Raw genomic sequence first — 19,124 nt, 5'->3', positions numbered from 1 at the left:
TCGGCGACGCCGTGCGCTGGCGGCGGTACGGCGAGCAGGCCGCCCTGCTCGACTGCGACTCGCTCGACCAGATGAGCGCGGCGCGCGCCACGGTCGAGGCTGCCGCGATACCGGGTGTCATCGAGCTGGTGCCCGGTGCGCGCAGTCTGCTGGTGGTCGCCGAGCCGCCGGTGCTCGACCGCGTCCGCGCGCTGCTCGACGGAGCCGATCTGGCCCACCCGCCGCTCGGCTCGCCGCGCGAGGTGACCCTTGACGTCCAGTACGACGGCGAAGACCTCACCATGGTCGCTCGCGACGCTGGACTGTCCGAAAAGGACGTTGTCGGACTCCACACCGGCGCCGTCTACACGGTCGCGTTCACCGGTTTCGCGCCCGGATTCGGTTACCTGACCGGGCTTCCCGCCGCACTGCGGCAGCCACGCCTGGAATCGCCGCGCACGCGCGTGCCGGCCGGCGCGGTGGGCGTGGCCGGGGAGTTCACCGGCGTGTACCCGCGCGAGTCGCCCGGCGGCTGGCGGCTGCTGGGGCACACGTCGGCAACGCTGTTCGACCCGGCCGCGGACCCGCCGGCGCTGTTCGCACCCGGTGACCGCGTCCGGTTCCGGAGCGTGTGATGCGGGCGCTGGAAGTGCTCACGACGGGCGCGCTCGCCCTGGTCCAGGACCTCGGCCGGCCGGGCTACGCGCACCTCGGCGTGCCACCGTCGGGCGCGCTGGACGCCGGCGCGCTGCGGCTGGCGAACCGGCTCGCCGGAAACCCCGAGGGAGCCGCCGGGATCGAGACGGTGCTGGGCGGGCTCTCGGTGCGCGCCACCGCGTCGTGCACCGTCGCGGTGACCGGGCCGGTGGTCGCGGTGACCGTGGACGGGCGCGACGCCGGGTCCCACGCCGCCGTCGCCCTGCGCGCCGGGCAGACGCTCACGATCGGCACCCCGGCCCGCGGACTGCGTTGCTACCTGGCGGTTTCCGGCGGCATCGACATCCCGCCCGAGCTGGGCAGCCGGTCGCGTGACGTGCTGTCCGGGATCGGCCCGGAGCCACTCGCGCCCGGCACGAAAGTCCCGCTCGGCCCGGTGACCGGCGTGCCGGCGGGAGCCGACGTGGTCGTCGCGCCGCCGTCGCCGGACCGGCTGATCGTCCCGGTCACGCTCGGCCCGCGCGAAGACTGGCTCGCCGACGCCGCCGGCCTCGATGTGTGGTGGACGGTGACGGCGGAGTCCAACCGCGTCGGACTCCGGCTCGACGGGCCGCCGCTGCGCCGCGAGCGCACGGGGGAACTGCCCAGCGAGGGCGTCCTGACCGGTGCCGTCCAGGTGCCGCCGAACGGCCTGCCGGTCGTGTTCCTCGCCGATCACCCGACCACTGGCGGTTATCCCGTGGTCGCGGTGGTGAGACGAGCATCACTCGACGCGCTCGCGCAGGCCCGTCCTGGAACCCAGGTGCGGCTCCACCCGTCCTGATAGCTGTGGAACAGGTAACGGTCACAGGCGGTAAGGGCTTCCTGGCGCCGGATGCCGGCACAGCCCTCGTGAGTGCTGAGAACGGTTCTGACCGGCATGAACACCCACGAGGGGAGCTGTCACAGTCGCTCCGGATCGCGCTCGCCACCGGGCAGCTGCGGCGACCGCTCGCCGAAACGCTGCGTGAGCTGCTCGACCTGCTGGTGGACGGCCGTTACCAGGTCAGCGGCCCCGAGCGGCGCCCCGGCGACGACCTGGTCGCCACCGCGGGCTGGCCGCCCGCCGACGAGGCCAGAGTCGCCTACTACCGGACCGCCATCCGCTCCGGCCACCGCCCGGTGGCCGTGGTGCTGACCGGCGCCCGCGCCCTGATCGTCGACGGGCACCACAAGATCGCGGCCTACCGCGCCGAGGGCGTGACGGCCTCGGTCGTGCGGATCAGCCCGGCTCAGTACTCCGACTCGTAGGCCGCCACCAGCTCACGGTGCAGGGCGGCCGAGTCCGGCAGCGCCACGCCGTCGAGCGTGTGCACGCGGGTGACCAGCCGGACCGAAGACGCGAGGATCACCGCGTCCGCCGTGGTCAGCTCGGCGGCCGGGATCGGCTCGACCTTGATCGTCCAGCCGGCCTTTTCCGCGCCGCGGAACAACGCGTACTGCGTGGTGCCGGGGAGAATCCCGATGGTCGACGGCGGCGTGTACAGCGTGCGCCCCTTCGCGACGACCACCGTGGACGTCGGGCCCTCCAGCACCGAGCCGTCGGCAGCGGTGAAGATCACATCCTGGGCGCCGCGGCGGCCCGCCTCGCGCAGCGCCGCCATGTTCACGGCGTACGACACGGTCTTCGCGCCCAGCAGCAGCCACGGCGCGCGCTCGGCGACGTCCGGGCCGAAGCCGCGCTCCAACAGCACAGCGGCGACACCCTCGGTGCGGGCGCGCTGGACCTTCTCGTCGATCTCCAGGCCCATCGCGAACGCCGTCGGCACCCCGGCCGGATCGCCGTCGATTCCCCTGGTGTACACCAGTTTCAGGGCCAGCTCGCGGCCGCCGATCCAGCTGTCGATGACCTTTCGCGCCGCGCGCTCGAACCCCTCGAGGTCCGGCGCGGGCAGCTCCAGCATGGCGGCGGAGCGGGCGAGGCGGTCGAGGTGCGGACGCAGCTCACGCGGGTTCTTGTCCGCCACGAGGATCGTTTCGAACACCCCGTCCCCCCGCAGCAGCCCGAGGTCGTCGACCCGGATGTGGGCGGCGTCGGGGTCGGCCAGGGTTCCGTCGAGGAAGGCGAGAACGCGCATGCCCACACCGTAGTACCAGCGCGGGTTCCGCTGAGGCGGTGGCGGGGAGGAAGGCGGAGCTAGTCTTGTCCTCATGCCGTATCGCTCGCCGTTGCTGGAAGCCCCCCGCGCGATCGCCCCGCCCGAAGGCCACCCGGAATCGGGCGTCCCCTGGCATTGGGGTGACCCGTTCGCCGAGCAGCGCACGGCCGCCCGCGGGGTGGTCGTGATCGACCGCTCGCACCGCGAGGTACTGGCCGTCACCGGTGAGGAACGCCTGTCGTGGCTGCATCTGGTGATCTCCCAGCACGTGACGGAGCTGGCCGAGGGCACCGGCACCGAGGCGCTGGTGCTCGACAGCCACGGCCACATCGACACCCACTTCGTGCTGGCGCACCTCGACGGCACCGTCTGGATCGACAGCGACCCCGGCGCGAGCGCGACCAGCGCGCTGCCCAAGGGCGGCAAGCAGACGCTGCTCGAGTACTTCGAGGCGATGAAGTTCTGGTCGAAGGTCGAAATCCGCGACGCGACAACGGAACTGGCGCTGCTCACCGTGCTCGGCCCGGACGCCGAGCGGGTGCTGAGCGCGGTCGGCGCCGAGGTCGGGCCCGCGCCGTACACCGTGACCGCATTGCCCGGCGGGGGTTTCGCGCGCCGGATGCCGTGGCCGGCACGGTCCAGTGTGGACCTCGCCGTGCCGCGCGAGCAGCTGGCGGACTGGTGGCAGCGGCTCACCGACGCGGGCGCGCGCCCGGCCGGCAGCTGGGCCTTCGACGCGCTGCGCGTGGAATCGCTGCACCCGCGGCTCGGCACCGACACCGACGAGCGCTCGATCCCGCACGAGATGGGCTGGGTCGACTCCGCCGCGCACGTCGCGAAGGGCTGCTACCGCGGCCAGGAGACCGTTTCGAAGGTGCACAACGTCGGCCGCCCGCCGCGGTCCCTCGCGCTGCTGCACCTCGACGGCTCGCCGGAGATCACCCCCGAGACGGGTGATCCGGTGCGGCTGGGCGAACGCGTGGTCGGACGCGTCGGCAGTGTTGTCCAGCACCATGAGCTGGGGCCGATCGCGCTGGCGCTGGTCAAACGGTCCACCCCGGCGGGCGCGGAGCTGCTGGCCGGGGCCGAGGACCGGGTGGTGCAGGCCACCGTCGACCCGGACTCGGTGCCCGGCGAGCACGCCGCCCCTGGTCGAGAGGCCGCGTCGAGGCTTCGGGGCTGAAGTGAACTCGACGGTAGCGTTGTCGGGGAATGTAGAGCAGGATGTGCCCGTGATCGAAGTTCGTCCCGGCGGGCGAAGGCGGATCGACCGCGTCCTCGCCCCGGGATACCTCACCGGCCTCGGCGACCTGCCGCTTCCGGTGCTGCGCGAACGCAGGGACGAGGCCGCGCAGGAAGAAACCGACCTCTCCTACCTGCGGCGGCTGCTCCACGCCCGGATCGACATCGTGCGCGCCGAGCAGCAGCGCCGTTCGTCCGGCGGTGAGAGCAGCATCGTCGACCAGCTCGCCACGATCCTCGCCGACAACGCGATCGGCCCGGCCAAGGGCTCCGGCCGGCACCAGGGGCTGGAGCCCTCACGCGCCGGTGAGCACCGCCGGCACGCCGAGGCCCTGATCGGCGACACCGATCTGACCGACGTCGGCTCGCTGTCCGAGAGCAAGCTGGCCTCCGCATTGGACACCTACGCCACGGAGGAGACGTCCGTTTCGACGTTCCGCCGCCAGGTGCAGGAGGTGATGGACGCGCTCAACGCCGAGATCGCCGCCCGCTACCAGCGCGGCTCGGCGTCGGTCGACGAGCTGCTGGACTCCGAGCGCGGCCGGTCCGACACCGGTTCCGCCGGTGGCGCGGGCTCCGGCAAGTGACCAACCCGGTACTGGTCGAGGTCGTCCGCTCCGGGTTCACCGAAAGCGCGCACCGCGGCTCCGTGGTGGTCACCGCCCCGGACGGCACGGTGCGGCTGGCCACCGGCGACGTCACCAGCCCGATGTTCCCCCGCTCGTCGAACAAACCGCTGCAGGCCGTCGGGATGCTCCACTCCGGACTGTCCTACGACGGAGCCGACCTGGCGCTGGCCTGCGGCTCCCACTCCGGCGAGCCCGGCCACACCGAGCGGGTCGCGGCGATGCTGGCGGCTGCGGGCCTCGACGAGTCCGCGCTGGCCTGCCCGCCCGCGTACCCGCTGGACGAAACGTCGATGCACGCGGCGGCCGGCCCGCTGCGCGTCACGATGAACTGCTCCGGCAAGCACGCGGCGATGCTCGCCACCTGCGTCGCGGCGGGCTGGCCGACGGACGGCTACGAGGACCCCGCGCACCCGCTGCAGAAGGCGATCGCGAACGCCGTCGTGTCGCTCACCGGCGAGCCGATCGCGGCCACCGGAGTCGACGGCTGCGGCGCCCCGCTGTTCGCCTTCTCCCTGACCGGCCTGGCCCGCTCGTTCGGCCGCCTGACGCAGGCCGCCCCGGGCTCGGACGAGCGCCGGGTGGCCGACGCGATGCGCGCGCACCCGTGGCTGGTCGCCGGCACGGACCGAGAAGACACCCGCGTGATGAAGACCGTGCCCGGCCTGCTGTCGAAGGTCGGCGCGGAGGCGGTCTGGGCCATGTCGCTGCCGGACGGCACGGCGCTCGCCCTGAAACTGGACGACGGCACCAAACGCGGTTGCGCCCCGCTGGGCGTGGCCGTGCTGCGTCACCTCGGTGTGGACGTCTCCGAGCTGGCCGACCTGGCGGCCCCCGCCGTGCTGGGCGGCGGCCGGGAAGTCGGCCGGCTCAGGGTCAGTTGGAGTGCTCCCTAGCCGCCAGATCGCCCCAGAACTCGCGCAGCTCCGAGAACAGCTCGGCCAGCTCCTCGACGTTGCCGGTGCGCAGGGCGTCCAGGATGTCGTGCACCTCTTCGGCCGTGGTGTCGGAGTCGAGGATCGAATCGGCGAACAGCTGGACGAGGCCGCCGTAGTCGAGTTCGACGACCGAAGACGGGTTGAAGCTCTCCAGCCACTGCCGGGTCTGCGAAAGCACCCGCGCGGGACCGGACTCGCCGAACGCGGCCTCGATCAGCTCACTCGCCTCGCCCGCGCGCTCCAGCGCGTCGGACATCGACACGCGCCAGGACAGCTCGCGCGTCGGGTCGTCCGGGCCGGAGCCGAGTACCAGCCGCCGCTCGTCCGGGTCGACCAGGACGAACCACGGCAACGGCACCGTCCAGGTCGTGGTCAGGGTGTGCGCCGCCATCGTGGTCAGGTCGGCCATCGCGGCCTTCGTGCGGGACCGGGCGCGGTCGGCGGAGACCCCGCCGGCGTCGAGCACCGCGTTCTTCAACGCCGGGTGCGCGTCGCCGAGGAACGTCACCAGCGCGGCGGCCGAGCGGGCCCGCAGCTCGAGCGGGCAGACGAACGGGCCCTCCACCGGATGCCCGGACGGCAGCTCCTCGGGGCCGAGCACCAGCACGTCGTTGACCAGGCTGGGTGAGGGACGCCCGTCGGACAGCTCGGCGGGCAGCAAGCGGGACGGCGCGGCAACCTGTGACTTGAGCCACATGTACTGCTCTCGTTCGCCGATGGCGGCACGGCGCAGCTTCGCCGCGGCCACGGCTTCGCGCAGCCGCTCGTCCGGCGGGTCACCCAAGGCGAGCAGGGGTTCGTACACCCGGAGATAGGCGGCGAAGGGACGGAGCACCAGTGCATCGTGGCACGCCCACCTGCGCCGATCCCCACCGACAGGCCGGTAACCGGCGTCCGGCGGACACTGTCGCGACCGGCACACCGTGCCACGTCGCATCCACCCCCCTGGACACGGTACGGTGTGACCAGGAAAGAACTGTCGAGACGATGCGGGGCCGCCGATTCCCCCGGCCGCCCCGCCCCTGTGCGAGGGGGTCGAGCCATGGGGCGCGGCCGGGCTAAGGCCAAGCAGACGAAGGTGGCGCGCGAGCTCAAGTACAGCTCTCACGAAACCGATTTCGATGCTTTGCAGCGCGAGCTGTCGAGTAGTTCCTCGGAAAACAGCCCCGAGGACGACAACAATGGGTACGAAGACCCGTACGACGACGGGTACGACGAATACCGTCGTTGAGCAGGCGTGACGCGCGAGGGTGGTTCCGGGTGCGAACCCGGGCACACCCTCGCGCGTCGCGTGCTGCCCAATTTTTCGTGCCCACGAAGGTGTGAAGGAGCGAGCCGGTGAGCGACGTACAGCGTGTCGGAGTGATCGGCGCGGGCCTGATGGGGTCCGGCATCGCCGAGGTGCACGCCAGGTCCGGCATCGACGTGATCGTCACCGAGGTGAACCAGCCCGCGCTGGACGCCGGCCGGGCTCGCATCGAGAAGTCGCTGCAGCGCGGGGTGAAAAGCGGCAAGCTGTCCACCGAGGACGCCGAAGCGGCGCGCGGCCGGCTGCGGTTCACCACCGAGATCGGCGAGTTCGCCGACCGTGACCTGGTGATCGAGGCGATCCTCGAGCAGGAGCAGGCCAAGGTCGAGGTCTTCCGCCAGCTGGACAAGATCGTGGAGCGGGAGGACGCGCTGTTCGCGTCCAACACCTCGTCGATCCCGATCATGAAGCTCGGCATGGCCACGGCTCGCCCGCAGCAGGTGGTCGGCATCCACTTCTTCAACCCGGTGCCCGTGCTGCCGCTGGTGGAGCTGGTCCCGTCGCTGCTGACCAGCGACGAAACCACGCGCCGTGCCGAGGAGCACGCCACGAAGGCGTTGAGCAAGACCGTGATCCGGTCGCAGGACCGCGCCGGGTTCATCGTGAACTCGCTGCTGGTGCCGTACCTGCTGTCCGCGATCCGCATGATCGAATCCGGCTTCGCCTCCGCCGAGGACATCGACCGCGGCATGGAGCTGGGCACCGCGCACCCGATGGGCCCGCTGCGGCTGTCCGACCTGATCGGGCTGGACACCATCAAGGCCATCGCGGACTCGATGTACGCGGAGTTCAAGGAGCCGCTGTACTCGTCGCCGCCGCTGCTGCTGCGCATGGTGGACGCTGGCCTGCTGGGCAAGAAGACCGGCCGCGGGTTCTACTCGTACTCCTGATGGCCACGGCCGGATAGTTCTTCGGCTGGTGGACACCTCAGCTGGCCGGGCCGAACGCGGCCCGCCGGGCGGCGCGGCGCAGGACCAGCAGGATGGCGGGCCCGAGCAGCAGGATGGCGGCGAGGTTGGTCAGCGCGCGGCCGGTGTCCCAGCCGATCGTCGAGGTCAGGACGGTGAAGACCAGGAACCGGTGCAGGTTGTCCGCCAGCGGCGCGCCGGGCACGAAGTCCAGCGCGGACGAACCCGCCAAGAACGGCCAGGTGAACATGCTCATTGCCAGCCCGTAGAAGTACGCCGCGAGCACGCCGTACCCCGCGAGCATGGCGATCTCCCAACGGCCCTTCACCCGCGACGGCAGCAGCCCCGCCCCCATCCCCACCATCGACGACGCCAGCATCTGGAACGGCAGCCAGGGCCCGACCCCGCCGGTGAGCAGCGCCGAGGCGAACAACGACGTCGCCCCCAGCACGAACCCGAACCCCGGCCCGAACACCCGTCCGGCCAGCACGAGCAGGAAGAACACCAGCTCGATCCCGCCCGTCCCGGCGCCGAGCGGCCGCAACGCCGCGTCGACGGCCGACAGCACGCCCAGCAGCGCCAGCGCCTTCGAATCCAGCCCGCCGCTCGACAACTCGGCCAGCACGATCAGGATCAGCACGGGCAGGGTGGCCATGAAGACAAACGGCGCGTCGACCCCGTGTCCGGCCCCCGGAGTGGTGTTGACCAACAGGGGCCAGCAGAACATCAGCAGCCCCAGCACCACCGCCACCCCGAGCACCAACGCGCTCCGCCACCGGACCCGGATGGCGGGTCGCAGGAAATCGGTCATCTCGCCCGGCCCTCGATCGCGCGCCCGCTCATGCGCCCACCTCGCTGACGCTCGGTGCGGCCTGAGCCGAAGGCGCAGTGCTGAATGATTCACTCGCAGGCTCGCTCATGTGCCCAGCGCCTTCGCGACCTCGTCCACCGTCAGCCATTCCGCCGGGGCCAGGATCTTCGCGACCTGGGGCGCGAACGCCGGTGAGGACACGACCACCTCCGCGGTCGGGCCGTCCGCGACGACCTCGCCCTCGGCCATGACCACCACGCGGTGCGCGGCGGTCGCGACGAATTCCACGTCGTGGGTGGCCAGGAGAATGGCGTGGCCCTCTGAAGCGAGCGAAGCGAGCACCGACGCGAAGTGCCGCTTCGCCGGGTAATCGAGGCCTCGCGTGGGCTCGTCGAGCAGCAACGCCGGAGGCGCGGCCGCCAGCTGCACCGCCAGCACCAGCGCCAGCCGCTGGCCCTCGGACAGGTCACGCGGGTTCAGCGCGCCGTCGACGCCAGAGACGAGCCGGTCCAGCAGCGACCGCGCCGTGCCCGGCGCCGTCCCCGATTCCTGGTCCGCCTGGGCGCATTCGGCGTCCACCGTCTCCAGGTACAGCAGGTCCGCCGGGCTCTGCGGGACGAGGCCGACGCGCGTCCGCGCCGCGCGCGGCTTCAGCCGGGCCGGGTCCTCGCCCAGGACGTCGACCGTCCCGCCGGACCGCGGGCCGCTGCCCTGCAAAGCCCACAGCAGCGAGGACTTCCCCGATCCGTTGCGCCCCATCAGCGCCACGACCTCACCCCGCCCGAGCCGCAGGTCCACTCCGCGCACCGCCAGGACGTCGCCGTACCGGACCTGCACCGCCGAAGCCCGCACCACCGTTTCCCCGGAAGCAGAGCCCGGGTCGGAAGGACGCGAAAACGGAGCCAGCCGGGCACGCAACGGGCCCGCCGTCCGCCGTGCGTCACGCACCGAGAGCGGCAGCGGCGACCAGCCAGCCAGCCGGCCCAGCTCGACGATCGGCGGCGCGACGTCCGCGAAGGCGAACACCTCCGCGGGCGGGCCGGAGACCACCGAGCCGTCGCCGGGCAGGTACAGCACGCGGTCGGCGTACTGCGCGACGCGCTCCATCCGGTGCTCCGCGACGACCACCGTGGTCCCCAGGTCGTGCACCAGCCGCGTGATCGCGGCCAGCACCTCCTCGGCCGCCGTCGGGTCGAGCGCGGACGTCGGCTCGTCCAGCACCAGCACCCGCGGGTGCGCCGTGAGCACGGAGCCGATCGCCACGCGTTGCTGCTGCCCGCCGGAAAGCGTCCGAAGTGGACGGTGCCGCAGGTCCGCGACGCCCAGCAGGTCCAGGGTCTCCTCGACGCGCTTGCGCATCACGTCCGGCGCCACGGCCAGCTGCTCCATGCCGTACGCCAGCTCCTCCTCGACGGTGTCCGTGACGAACCCGGCCAGCGGGTCCTGCCCGACCACCCCGACCACGGACGCCAGCTCACGCGGCGGGTGCGTCTCGGTGTCCAGCCCGGCCACCCGCACGCGGCCGGTCAGCCGGCCGCCGGTGAAGTGCGGGACGAGCCCGTTGATCGCGCCGAGGAAAGTCGACTTGCCGACACCGGTCCGCCCCGCGACGAGGCACAGCTCGCCCTCCTCCACCACGAGGTCCACATCGGACAGAACGGGCCGCGCGGCCCCATCGTAAGTGACCCCGACGTGGGAGAACTCGATCACCGGGCGACCTCCAGCAACGACACGGGACGCGGCGCCAGCCAGGCCGGCAGCGCCCCGATCAGCACGGACAACACCGGCAGGACCGGCAACGACGGCCACTCCAGCCCGGTCGGGTACAGCCCGGCGGGCCCGGCCGCGAACAGCAGCGCGCACGCCCCGACGCCGCACAGGACCACCAGCGTTTCGGGCAGCCGCCACAGGTCGGGCCGGTACGCCGTGCGCCGGACGCGACGGCCGCCGAGCACGAACCCCGACCCCGCCACCACCAGCCCGGCCGCCAGCATCGGCAGGCCGAGCCAGGTCGACGTCCCGTCGAGCACGCCGTACACCCCGACGGCGACACCGATCATCCCGACCAGCACACACACCGCGATCAGCACGCGCACCCGCGGCGCGAGGGAGCCCCGCCGCCCGTAGCCCCGCGAGTCCATCGCCGCGGCGAGCAGGAGCGAGCGGTCCATCGCGTCGGCGAGCACCGGCACGAAAATCCCCTTCACGAAGCGGAAGCCGCGCGAGTGTCCCGCTCGCAACCGCCGCGCGCGCCGCACCCGCTGCACGCTTTCCACCAGCTGCGGGGCCACCGAGAGCGCGACCGTGACCGCCGTGCCCAGCTCGTACAGCGCCCCGGGAACGGCCTTGAGCAGGCGTTTCGGGTTCGCCAGCGCGTTCGCGGCGCCGACGCAGAGCACGATCGCGGCCAGCCGCAGCCCGTCGTAGAACCCGCCCAGCAGCTCCTCCGCCGACGTCGGCCCGAGCAGCGTGATCCCCGCGGCGGCCGCGGGCAGCGGGATGGTCGGCAGCGTGAACAGCACGTGCCCGCCGTCCTCGCCGCCGATGAGGATCCGGAACAGCACGCGGGAAGCCACGATCACCGCGCCGATGTACGCGTACAGCCGGAAGGCCAGCGCCCACGGCGCGTCCGTGCGGCGGTGGGCGACCACGAACCCGGCCACCGCGATCACCAGGCCGAGCAGCAACGGGTTCGTGGTGCGGCTCGCGGCGACGGCGAGCGCGAGCGCCCACACCCACCACGCACCGGGGTGCAGCGCGCGGGGGCTACCGGTCAGCGGGGCTCGCGACCGGCCGCGCGGCTCACGAGCGGTCCGCACCACGCCTGCGCCGCAGCCCCGTCACCACCCCGGCGGCCGCGATCAGCACGATCACCACGATGCCGATCACCAGCCCCCACGGGAAACCACTGTCCGAGGTGGACTGACCAGCCGGCGCCTGAGCCGGCGCGTTCGCCTGCCGGACGGGCGCGGTCCGCGGCGGCGGGTAGTCCGCGAAGGCCTTGTTGCGGGCGAACGACCAGCCCTCGAAACTGCCCGCCGGCGGCTTCCAGCCCTGCACGCCGACCTGGCTCGACTCCCACTTGCCGCCGTTCGTGGCGGTCCAGAAGCTCCACGACGCGCTCTCCGGCGGCATCCCGGTGCACGACTGGTCGGCCGGCTTGCCCTCGATCCTGCAGATCAGGGCCAGGCCGTACTTGCCGGCGCCGGCCAGGTCCAGGCCCGCGTTCTGCATGGTCGTGACGCCGTTCTCCTGCGGTCCGGGCGCGCAGCGGATGAGCGTGTCACCGCCGAGGTCCTGGTAGTCGACGATCACGGTGACCCCGGTGGCGTCCGGGCAATAACCCGCGGTGCCCTTCCCGGGCACGGTCGCGGCGGCCGGACCGGCCCCGGCCAGGCCGGCGGTGAAGAGCAGCGCACACGCGGAGAGGACTCGCCCCCAGGCGAGCGAAGGAACAGACATCGGTTGATGAACCTCGCATCGAGTCGGACCACGGCGGGCGATCCGGCTCACGGCCTTGACCAGGCCGATCACGGTTGCGGGTCAGCGCCGGACTCGCACCGGCTTCCCCCGTTCGTGGTGTAGAAGCCACCGACGTTAACCCACGGGAGGGACCCGCAGGAAGCGAGACCGGACACACCTACACTTCCGGGCGTGGGAGACGGACAGCTGCGCGTCGGGCTCGTCGGAACCGGTCCGTGGGCGACCACGGTGCACGCGCCCGGCCTGGCCGACCATCCCGGGACGACGCTCGCCGCCGTCTGGGCCCGTCGTGCCGACGCCGCGAAGGAGCTGGCCGACGCCCACGGGGCGATCGGCACCGATCAGCTCGACGAGCTGTTCTCGCAGGTCGACGCGCTGGCGTTCGCCGTCCCGCCGGCCGTGCAGGCCGAGCTGGCGGTCAAGGCGGCCGAAGCGGGCAAGCACCTGATCCTGGAGAAGCCGATCGCCGCCGACCTGGCCGGCGCGCAGCGGCTCGCCGACGCCGTCGCCGCGAACGACGTCGCGTCGCTGGTCATGCTCACCCTGCGGTTCTCCACGCAGACCCGCGAGTGGCTCGAAGGCATCACCCGCGCCGGCGGCTGGCACGGCGGCGGCGCCCGCTGGCTCTCGGGCGCGCTGCTCGGCGGCCGGTACGCGACTTCGGCCTGGCGCCAGGACGCCTCCGGCGGCGCGCTCGCGGACATCGGCCCGCACGCGTTCGACCTGCTCGACGCCGCACTCGGCCGGATCACCGACGTGCTCGCGGCCCACCGCGGCGAGGACGGCCTCTGGCAGCTGCTGCTGGCCCACGAGGGCGGCGCGACGAGCACCGCGACGCTCTCAATGCACCTGCCGGTTCAGCCCACCGTGGTCGAGATCGCCGTGTACGGCGAGCACGGATACCGGACGCTCGGACGCAAAGCGGGCACGGCCGGGGAGTCCTACACCGCCCTACTGGACGACTTCGCGGCGATGATCGCGAGCGGCACCACCACTCACCCGTGCGACGTCCGGCGGGGCCTGCACCTGTCGTCGATCATCGAACGGGCCCGCGAGCTGGCCGAGTAGTACACAGGCCGCCTTTGCTAATTTCTGTTGTGAAATAAGGCTTTCGCCTAAGCACCCGAAATCCTTCCACAGGGTTGTCCACAGCATCCACTGTGGACGGTCCGCGCCTCGACCGAACCACGGGAAGCCGTTTCGCGCCACCGGAAGATCACCGAATAGTGCGGGCCACTGGGAGTGCCAAGTGGATCTTGCGATGCGAAGGTTGATCTTGGGAGGGCGGGAAGAAGCAGTTCAGAGGGGCTCTGAGAAGGGAAGCGCATGGGTGCTCTGCTGCGCGCTTTCTGGGGGATGATCCCGTTGACGGCCATCGCGCTGCCCTACGCGCTGATCAGCTGGCCACTGCTCACGGCGAGGAGGCGGCGAAGAACCGGCATCCGCCACGCCTCCCAGACCGCCGCCGTCGACGTCTCCATCGTGACCCTCGGCGTGCTGGTGGGCTTCCTGGTGCTGATGCCCGTCGGCGACGCCGACACGAGCACCCTCGACCTGATCCCCGGCGCCGACCTGTCCGACGCGCTGTCCGACGACGGCTCGCTCTGGCAGGTCATCGGCAACCTCCTGATGCTGTGCCCACTGGGCGCGCTGCTCCCGATCCGGGTGCGGCGGCTGCGCTCGCTCGCCCGGCTCGCGCTCACCGCGATGACCGCGTCCGTGCTGGTGGAGGCCATGCAGTTCGTGATCCACTCCGGCCGCGTCAGCTCCACCGACGACGTCCTGCTCAACACCCTCGGCGCCACGATCGGCGCGGCGCTGACCCGGCGCGGCTGGCGCCGGTTCGATCTGCCGACGGCGCCGCCGCCGATCCCGCGGCAGGTGCGGCGGACCGTCTGCGAGGCGCCGACGCTGCGGCTGCGGGTGCCGCGCTCGGTCTGGGACACGCGCTACGCCGGCGTCGGCCATCCCGAACGGCGCTGAAAACTCGCTTGCCCCAGGTGCCAGACTCGAGTCAAACCCGTTTCGGACGAAGGAACGCCTATGTTTGCCGCCGCCGCCCGCGTCGGCCGAGGTCAGGCCTGACGCGAGCTCCTCAGCGTCGCCCCCAGCGCGTGTTTCACGCGCTCCTTCTTCGACCCCGAAAGGGTTCTCCCAGTCATGTCGTCAGCTCTTCAGGCTTATGTCCGCACGACCGCGCCCCGCGGCCGTGACACCGAACGCGTCGGCCCGTTCCTCGCCACCTTCGCGCGGGACACCGACCACCCCATGCTCAACTACGCGATCCCCGACGACGGCGCCACGGCGTCACCCGCCGAGATCGCCGAACTGACCGCGGCCTACCGCCGCCGCGGCCTGCTGCCGCGGTTCGAGTTCTTCACCGAGGCCGCCCCGGACCTCGAAGAACTCCTGGTCAAGCAGGGTTACGCGCTGGAGCGGCGGATCCCGCTCATGACCTGCACGCCCGGTGACTTCCTCGACCGCCCGGCGCCCGACGGCATCGGGTTGCGCTCGCCGTCGACCGAGGCCGACGCGCGCGGCCTGCGTTCGGCGCAGAACGTGGCGTACGGCGAATCCCCGGACGTGTCCGACGCCGACCTGGCCGCCACGCTGGCGTACGGCGGGCGGGCCGTGCTCGCCGAGGACACGGCCACCGGCGAGATCATCGGCGGCGGCGTGGCGCTGGAGGTCGAGGACGGCACCGCCGAGATCGCGGGCATCGCCGTCGCCACCGCTTACCGGCACCGCGGGATCGCTTCGGCCATCGCTGCGCGCCTCACGCGCGTCGTGCACGCGCGAGGCGGGCACACGGCCTTCCTCACCCCGGGCGACGAGGGCATCGCCACGGTGTACCGCCGCGTCGGCTACCAGCCGGCGGGCGAGTGCGTGCACCTCTCGCTGAGCTAGTCGTCGAAGCGCCCGCCGCGGCCGCGTTTCACGTCGCCACGGCGCTTCTTCGCGGCCAGACGGCGTTCCTTCGAGCCACGGGAAGGCTTGGTGGGACGCCGTTTGGCCGGCGGCGGCGCGGAGGCTGCCAGCAGCATCGAAGCGAGCCGCTCCCGTGCCGCGTCCCGGTTCATCAGCTGGGAGCGGTGCTCGCTGGCGGCGATGGTCAGCACGCCGTCGACCAGCCGTCCCGAGAGCCGCGCCAGGATGCGCTCCTTCAGCAGCGGCGGGATCACCGCCGAGCCGGCCACGTCGAACGACAGCTCGACCCGGGAGTCCGTGGTGTTCACGCCCTGCCCGCCCGGTCCGGACGACCGGGAGAAGCGCTCGCTCAACTCGGCCCCGGGTACCACGAACCGGGAGCCGATCACCACGTCCTCTGCCACCCGTCCAGTCTGTCAGGCTGCGGCAACCGCGTTTCTAGAAGCGCGGGTGGTCGCCCGAGAGCACGGCGCGCGCGCCGTCCGGGTCCTCGGCCGGCTGCACGTCGCCGAGGATCCAGGCCGGCACGTGCCGAGCGGTCAGCACGGCCAGCGCCCGGTCGACGTCCTCGGCCGAGACGATCGCGACCATGCCGACGCCCATGTTGAACGTCTTCTCCAGCTCCGCCCGCTCGACCTTGCCGCGTTGCCCGATCACGGCGAACACCGGCGCCGGCGTCCAGCTCCCGCGCTCGAGCCGGGCGACGAGGCCACGCGGCATCACGCGCGCGAGGTTGGCTTCCAGGCCACCGCCGGTGATGTGCGCGAACGTGCGCACCTCGGTCTCGGCGGCCAGCGCCAGGCAGTCCTTGGCGTAGATCCGGGTCGGCACCAGCAGTTCCTCGCCGAGCGTGTGGCCGAACTCCTCGACGTGCCCGTCCAGGGGCATGCGCGCGATGTCGAGCAGCACGTGCCGGGCCAGCGAGTAGCCGTTCGAGTGCAGGCCGGACGCGCCCATGGCCAGCACCACGTCGCCGGGGCGCACCCGCTCCGGGCCGAGCAGCGCGGACGCCTCGACGACGCCGACGCCGGTGGCCGACATGTCGTAGTCGTGCTCGCCCATCAGGCCGGGGTGCTCGGCCGTCTCGCCGCCGAGCAGCGCGCAGCCGGCCTGCACGCAGCCCTCCGCGATGCCGCCGACCAGCGCCGCGATCTTCTCCGGCACCACCTTGCCGACGGCGATGTAGTCCTGCAGGAACAGCGGCTCGGCCCCGGTGACCACCAGGTCGTCGACCACCATGGCGACCAGGTCGATGCCCACGGTGTCGTGTTTGTCCAGCGCCTGCGCGACGGCGATCTTGGTGCCGACGCCGTCGGTGGACGAGGCGAGCACCGGCTCCTTCCACCGGTCGAGCTTGAGCGAGAAGAGCCCGGCGAAGCCGCCGACCCCGCCGCGGACCTCTGGTCGCGTGGCGCGCTCGGCGTGTGGCTTGAGCAGCTCGACGGCTTGGTCACCGGCGTCGATACTGACCCCGGCGGCGGCGTACGTGGCGCTCGTGGACTCGCTCACGGAAGCGGACTCCCTCTTGGACAAGCTGATGACTAGGGACGCCGGACGGCGTCTTCGGCACCGTACCCCGCGGGGCTGACCGGGAGCGGAGACACCGTCGCGCCATCCGCAGAATTCATGCTCTCCAGCAGGTGCTTGCCGATGAGGGCGTCGTCGGGCAGCGCGATCGGGTACTCGCCGGAGAAGCAGGCCGTGCACAGGCGCGTTTTCGGCTGCTCCGAAGCCGCGACGAGGCCGTCGAGCGAGATGTAGCCCAGCGAGTCGGCCCCGATGGAGCGGCGGATGCCGTCGAGGTCGACGCCGTTGGCCACCAGCTCGGCGCGCGAGGCGAAGTCGATGCCGTAGAAGCACGGCCACCGCACGGGCGGCGACGCGATCCGGACGTGCACCTCCAGCGCGCCCGCCTCCCGCAGCATGCGCACGAGCGCGCGCTGGGTGTTGCCGCGGACGATGGAGTCGTCGACCACCACCAGCCGCTTGCCGCGGATGACGTCGCGCAACGGGTTCAGCTTGAGCCGGATGCCCAGCTGGCGGATGGTCTGCGACGGCTGGATGAACGTGCGCCCGACGTAGGCGTTCTTCACCAGGCCGGTGCCGTACGGGATGCCCGAGCCCTGCGCGTAGCCGATCGCGGCGGGGGTGCCGGACTCCGGCACCGGCATCACCAGGTCGCCGTCGGCCGGGTGCTCCAGGGCGAGCCGGCGCCCGATCTCCACGCGGGTGGCGTGCACGCTGCGGCCGGCGATCGAGGTGTCCGGGCGGGCCAGGTAGACGTACTCGAAGACGCAGCCCTTGGGGTCGGGGTTGGCGAACCGCGAGGAGCGCAGGCCCGAGGCGTCGATCGCGATCAGCTCGCCGGGCTCGACCTCGCGGACGAAGGAGGCGCCGCAGATGTCCAGCGCCGCCGTCTCGCTCGCCACGACCCAGCCGCGCTCCAGCCGGCCGAGCACCAGCGGGTGCACCCCGTGCGGGTCGCGCGCCGCGTACAGCGTGTTCTCGTCGGAGAAGACCAGGCAGAACGCGCCGACGAGGGTCGGCAGCAGCTCCATCGCCGCGGCCTCGATGCCCTTGTCGGCGGCGTTCGCGGCGAGCAGCCCGCAGATCAGGTCCGAGTCGCTCGACGAGCCGGTGAGCCCGGCGTGCGGCTTCAGGCCCGCGGCGATGGTGCGCTCGCGCAGCTCCGAGGTGTTGACCAGATTGCCGTTGTGCGCGAAGGAAAGCCCGCTGCCGGTGGCGGTGGTCCGGAAGATCGGCTGCGCGTTCTCCCAGATCGTCGCGCCGGTGGTGGAGTAGCGGCAGTGCCCGACGGCGATGTGGCCCTGCAGCGACTGCAGCACCTGTTCGTCGAACACCTGGCTGACCAGGCCGAGGTCTTTGAAGACCACGATCTGCGAGCCGTCGGACACCGAGATGCCCGCCGCCTCCTGCCCGCGGTGCTGCAGGGCGTAGAGGCCGTAGTAGGTCAGCTTCGCGACCTCTTCCCCGGGAGCCCAGACGCCGAAGACGCCACACTCCTCGCGGGGTTCCGGGTCGGGCTGAACAGTGCTGGACGGGTCGGAAACCACCGAGGTGCTCCCAGGAAGACGTGGTCAGGCCGCCTCAAGTGTAAAGGGTGTCAAGCCGATAAACGGCGGACGCGACGTGGTTCTGCCCACTTCGCTCTCACCTGGCCGACGCAACCGGCTTCGCCCGCCGCGTCTTGACCATGCCGATCACCCCGGCGATCCCGGCGGTGGCGAGCCCGACGACCATGACGACGTTGCCCGCGACCGTGCCCGGGTTGGACGAGAACAGGTTGGGCGTCAGCTGATTGGACAGCCCGCCGACCACGACGATCCAGAACGCGATGAGCACGCCGAAGACCGGATGCCACCACCAGCGGGCGGTGGCCAGCATCAGCAGCCCGGCCCCGAGGATGAACAGAATGCCCGGCGGGAACGCGGAAAAGCCGACGGACTTCTCCCCGTTCGCGAACTTCGCCGGGTCGGCGGCCCACTGGATCAGCAGCCCGAGAATGCCGACGAGCAGCCCGGCGAACGAGATGAGGGTGTTTCGGTCGAGACGGCGGAACATGGCGAACTCCTTCAGAAGTGGGATCAACGGGTGGCGCGGATGACCGAGGCCACCGCGAAGGCCCCGGCGGCGACGAAACTGAGCACCTGCACCCAGCCGGCGGTGAAGCCGAACACCGCCGCCGGGTGGGTCAAGGTGGACCTGGACTGGGAAGACGCGAACCCGCCGTAGAGGAAGAAGGCACTCATGACGGCGGCCAGGAGCGGGGTGTACCGCCCTCGGACCACCGCCACGACCAGGGCGACCCCCAGGTAGATGAACGGGCCGGGCCCGTCGTAACCGGTGGCTTCATCGGCGATGGCGGCCAGTGCCAGTGCGGCGCAGGTGGCGATCAGCAGCGAGCGGTGCGGGCCGGTGGCCCGGCCGATCGCCGTCCACGCCACCCGGGTTGGCGCTGTCATGGCAGACCTCCTTCGATGGGCCGGATCGAACGACAACCATGGTCGGCTCGGCGGGCCGGCGACCGCGTCGGACGGAGAGCGGCGTTCGCGTCGGGGAACTACGTCAACTGACGTAGGCAGGT

At 72.1% G+C, this 19,124-nt stretch carries 22 protein-coding genes and 1 riboswitch; of the genes, 11 read left to right on the top strand and 11 right to left on the bottom strand.

Features of this window, described 5'->3' with window-relative positions:
• Positions 1 to 11: 11 nt before the first annotated feature.
• From pxpB to BMY97_RS34285, 3 genes are read left to right on the top strand one after another with little or no spacing between them, the layout of a single operon-like run.
• Positions 12 to 614: a 5-oxoprolinase subunit PxpB gene (gene pxpB / locus BMY97_RS34295; protein ID WP_091625315.1), complete on the top strand. Its 603-nt coding sequence runs from the start codon at positions 12 to 14 to the stop codon at positions 612 to 614.
• Positions 614 to 1,459 carry a 5-oxoprolinase subunit C family protein gene (locus tag BMY97_RS34290; protein WP_177231674.1) on the top strand — a complete coding sequence of 282 codons (846 nt, stop codon included), beginning with the start codon at positions 614 to 616 and terminating at the stop codon, positions 1,457 to 1,459. The genes pxpB and BMY97_RS34290 overlap by 1 nt, the downstream gene beginning before the upstream one ends.
• Positions 1,460 to 1,464: 5 nt before the next feature.
• Positions 1,465 to 1,926: a hypothetical protein gene (locus tag BMY97_RS34285; protein WP_425425367.1), complete on the top strand. Its 462-nt coding sequence runs from the start codon at positions 1,465 to 1,467 to the stop codon at positions 1,924 to 1,926.
• On the opposite strand, the gene BMY97_RS34280 is transcribed toward BMY97_RS34285, so the two are convergent.
• Positions 1,908 to 2,753, bottom strand: coding sequence for an aminodeoxychorismate lyase (locus BMY97_RS34280; RefSeq protein ID WP_091625307.1), 846 nt, complete (start codon positions 2,751 to 2,753; stop codon positions 1,908 to 1,910). The genes BMY97_RS34285 and BMY97_RS34280 overlap by 19 nt on opposite strands.
• 73 nt (positions 2,754 to 2,826) lie before the next feature.
• Here BMY97_RS34280 and ygfZ point away from each other — a divergent pair, with 73 nt between their 5' ends.
• Genes ygfZ through BMY97_RS34265 form a run of 3 tightly spaced genes read left to right on the top strand, consistent with a single transcriptional unit; the run spans position 2,827 to position 5,538 of the window.
• Positions 2,827 to 3,957, top strand: a complete 1,131-nt coding sequence (gene ygfZ / locus BMY97_RS34275) for a CAF17-like 4Fe-4S cluster assembly/insertion protein YgfZ (RefSeq protein WP_091625305.1) — start codon at positions 2,827 to 2,829, stop codon at positions 3,955 to 3,957.
• A 49-nt stretch (positions 3,958 to 4,006) separates the two neighbouring features.
• The gene (locus BMY97_RS34270) at positions 4,007 to 4,603 is read left to right on the top strand and encodes an RsiG family protein (RefSeq protein ID WP_091625302.1); all 597 of its coding nucleotides are present in this window, start codon (positions 4,007 to 4,009) and stop codon (positions 4,601 to 4,603) included.
• Positions 4,600 to 5,538: an asparaginase gene (locus BMY97_RS34265; RefSeq protein ID WP_091625299.1), complete on the top strand. Its 939-nt coding sequence runs from the start codon at positions 4,600 to 4,602 to the stop codon at positions 5,536 to 5,538. The genes BMY97_RS34270 and BMY97_RS34265 overlap by 4 nt, the downstream gene beginning before the upstream one ends.
• Here the strand turns inward: BMY97_RS34265 and BMY97_RS34260 are convergent.
• On the bottom strand, positions 5,519 to 6,415 hold the full coding sequence (locus BMY97_RS34260) for a DUF8083 family protein (protein ID WP_091625297.1): 897 nt from the start codon (positions 6,413 to 6,415) through the stop codon (positions 5,519 to 5,521). The genes BMY97_RS34265 and BMY97_RS34260 overlap by 20 nt on opposite strands.
• A 207-nt stretch (positions 6,416 to 6,622) precedes the next feature.
• Between BMY97_RS34260 and BMY97_RS34255 the strand changes: the two genes are divergently transcribed.
• Positions 6,623 to 6,811 carry a DUF3073 domain-containing protein gene (locus tag BMY97_RS34255; protein WP_091625294.1) on the top strand — a complete coding sequence of 63 codons (189 nt, stop codon included), beginning with the start codon at positions 6,623 to 6,625 and terminating at the stop codon, positions 6,809 to 6,811.
• 107 nt (positions 6,812 to 6,918) lie between these two features.
• Complete coding sequence (locus tag BMY97_RS34250) at positions 6,919 to 7,779, top strand: 3-hydroxybutyryl-CoA dehydrogenase (RefSeq protein ID WP_091625292.1); 861 nt, start codon at positions 6,919 to 6,921, stop codon at positions 7,777 to 7,779.
• Positions 7,780 to 7,816: 37 nt separating this feature from the next.
• Here BMY97_RS34250 and BMY97_RS34245 read toward each other — a convergent pair whose 3' ends face one another.
• The 4 genes from BMY97_RS34245 to BMY97_RS34230 all read right to left on the bottom strand — a co-directional run bounded on the left by BMY97_RS34245 (position 7,817) and on the right by BMY97_RS34230 (position 12,070).
• Positions 7,817 to 8,608, bottom strand: a complete 792-nt coding sequence (locus BMY97_RS34245) for an ECF transporter S component (RefSeq protein ID WP_091625289.1) — start codon at positions 8,606 to 8,608, stop codon at positions 7,817 to 7,819.
• A 105-nt stretch (positions 8,609 to 8,713) separates the two neighbouring features.
• Positions 8,714 to 10,318, bottom strand: coding sequence for an ABC transporter ATP-binding protein (locus tag BMY97_RS34240; protein WP_091625288.1), 1,605 nt, complete (start codon positions 10,316 to 10,318; stop codon positions 8,714 to 8,716).
• A complete protein-coding gene (locus BMY97_RS34235; protein ID WP_091625454.1) occupies positions 10,315 to 11,364 on the bottom strand; it encodes a CbiQ family ECF transporter T component in 1,050 nt (349 codons plus the stop codon). Before BMY97_RS34235 ends, BMY97_RS34240 begins: the two co-directional genes overlap by 4 nt.
• Positions 11,365 to 11,410: 46 nt before the next feature.
• The gene (locus tag BMY97_RS34230) at positions 11,411 to 12,070 is read right to left on the bottom strand and encodes a hypothetical protein (RefSeq protein WP_091625286.1); all 660 of its coding nucleotides are present in this window, start codon (positions 12,068 to 12,070) and stop codon (positions 11,411 to 11,413) included.
• A 15-nt stretch (positions 12,071 to 12,085) separates the two neighbouring features.
• A riboswitch (cobalamin riboswitch) is annotated at positions 12,086 to 12,219 on the bottom strand.
• A gap of 43 nt (positions 12,220 to 12,262) precedes the next feature.
• Here BMY97_RS34230 and BMY97_RS34225 point away from each other — a divergent pair.
• The 3 genes from BMY97_RS34225 (at position 12,263) to BMY97_RS34215 (ending at position 14,998) form a co-directional block, all read left to right on the top strand.
• Positions 12,263 to 13,159 (top strand): Gfo/Idh/MocA family protein, encoded by an 897-nt coding sequence (locus BMY97_RS34225; RefSeq protein WP_091625283.1) that lies wholly within the window; start codon positions 12,263 to 12,265, stop codon positions 13,157 to 13,159.
• 258 nt (positions 13,160 to 13,417) lie between these two features.
• A complete protein-coding gene (locus BMY97_RS34220) occupies positions 13,418 to 14,074 on the top strand; it encodes a VanZ family protein (RefSeq protein WP_091625281.1) in 657 nt (218 codons plus the stop codon).
• A 177-nt stretch (positions 14,075 to 14,251) separates the two neighbouring features.
• Positions 14,252 to 14,998, top strand: coding sequence for a GNAT family N-acetyltransferase (locus BMY97_RS34215; RefSeq protein WP_091625278.1), 747 nt, complete (start codon positions 14,252 to 14,254; stop codon positions 14,996 to 14,998).
• Here BMY97_RS34215 and arfB read toward each other — a convergent pair.
• The 5 genes from arfB to BMY97_RS34190 all read right to left on the bottom strand — a co-directional run bounded on the left by arfB (position 14,995) and on the right by BMY97_RS34190 (position 19,002).
• Positions 14,995 to 15,423 carry an alternative ribosome rescue aminoacyl-tRNA hydrolase ArfB gene (arfB, locus tag BMY97_RS34210; RefSeq protein ID WP_245787636.1) on the bottom strand — a complete coding sequence of 143 codons (429 nt, stop codon included), beginning with the start codon at positions 15,421 to 15,423 and terminating at the stop codon, positions 14,995 to 14,997. The genes BMY97_RS34215 and arfB overlap by 4 nt on opposite strands.
• 34 nt (positions 15,424 to 15,457) lie before the next feature.
• Positions 15,458 to 16,528, bottom strand: a complete 1,071-nt coding sequence (gene purM / locus BMY97_RS34205; protein ID WP_091625273.1) for a phosphoribosylformylglycinamidine cyclo-ligase — start codon at positions 16,526 to 16,528, stop codon at positions 15,458 to 15,460.
• A 32-nt stretch (positions 16,529 to 16,560) separates the two neighbouring features.
• Positions 16,561 to 18,093 (bottom strand): amidophosphoribosyltransferase, encoded by a 1,533-nt coding sequence (gene purF, locus BMY97_RS34200; protein WP_091625270.1) that lies wholly within the window; start codon positions 18,091 to 18,093, stop codon positions 16,561 to 16,563.
• A gap of 97 nt (positions 18,094 to 18,190) precedes the next feature.
• On the bottom strand, positions 18,191 to 18,601 hold the full coding sequence (locus BMY97_RS34195) for a hypothetical protein (protein ID WP_091625268.1): 411 nt from the start codon (positions 18,599 to 18,601) through the stop codon (positions 18,191 to 18,193).
• A gap of 23 nt (positions 18,602 to 18,624) precedes the next feature.
• Positions 18,625 to 19,002, bottom strand: a complete 378-nt coding sequence (locus BMY97_RS34190; RefSeq protein ID WP_218156936.1) for a hypothetical protein — start codon at positions 19,000 to 19,002, stop codon at positions 18,625 to 18,627.
• Between the last annotated feature and the right edge of the window lie 122 nt (positions 19,003 to 19,124).

This window comes from Amycolatopsis saalfeldensis, from assembly GCF_900110575.1.
GTDB classification, from domain to species: domain Bacteria; phylum Actinomycetota; class Actinomycetes; order Mycobacteriales; family Pseudonocardiaceae; genus Amycolatopsis; species Amycolatopsis saalfeldensis.
This window is presented reverse-complemented; position numbering and strand designations above follow the sequence as displayed.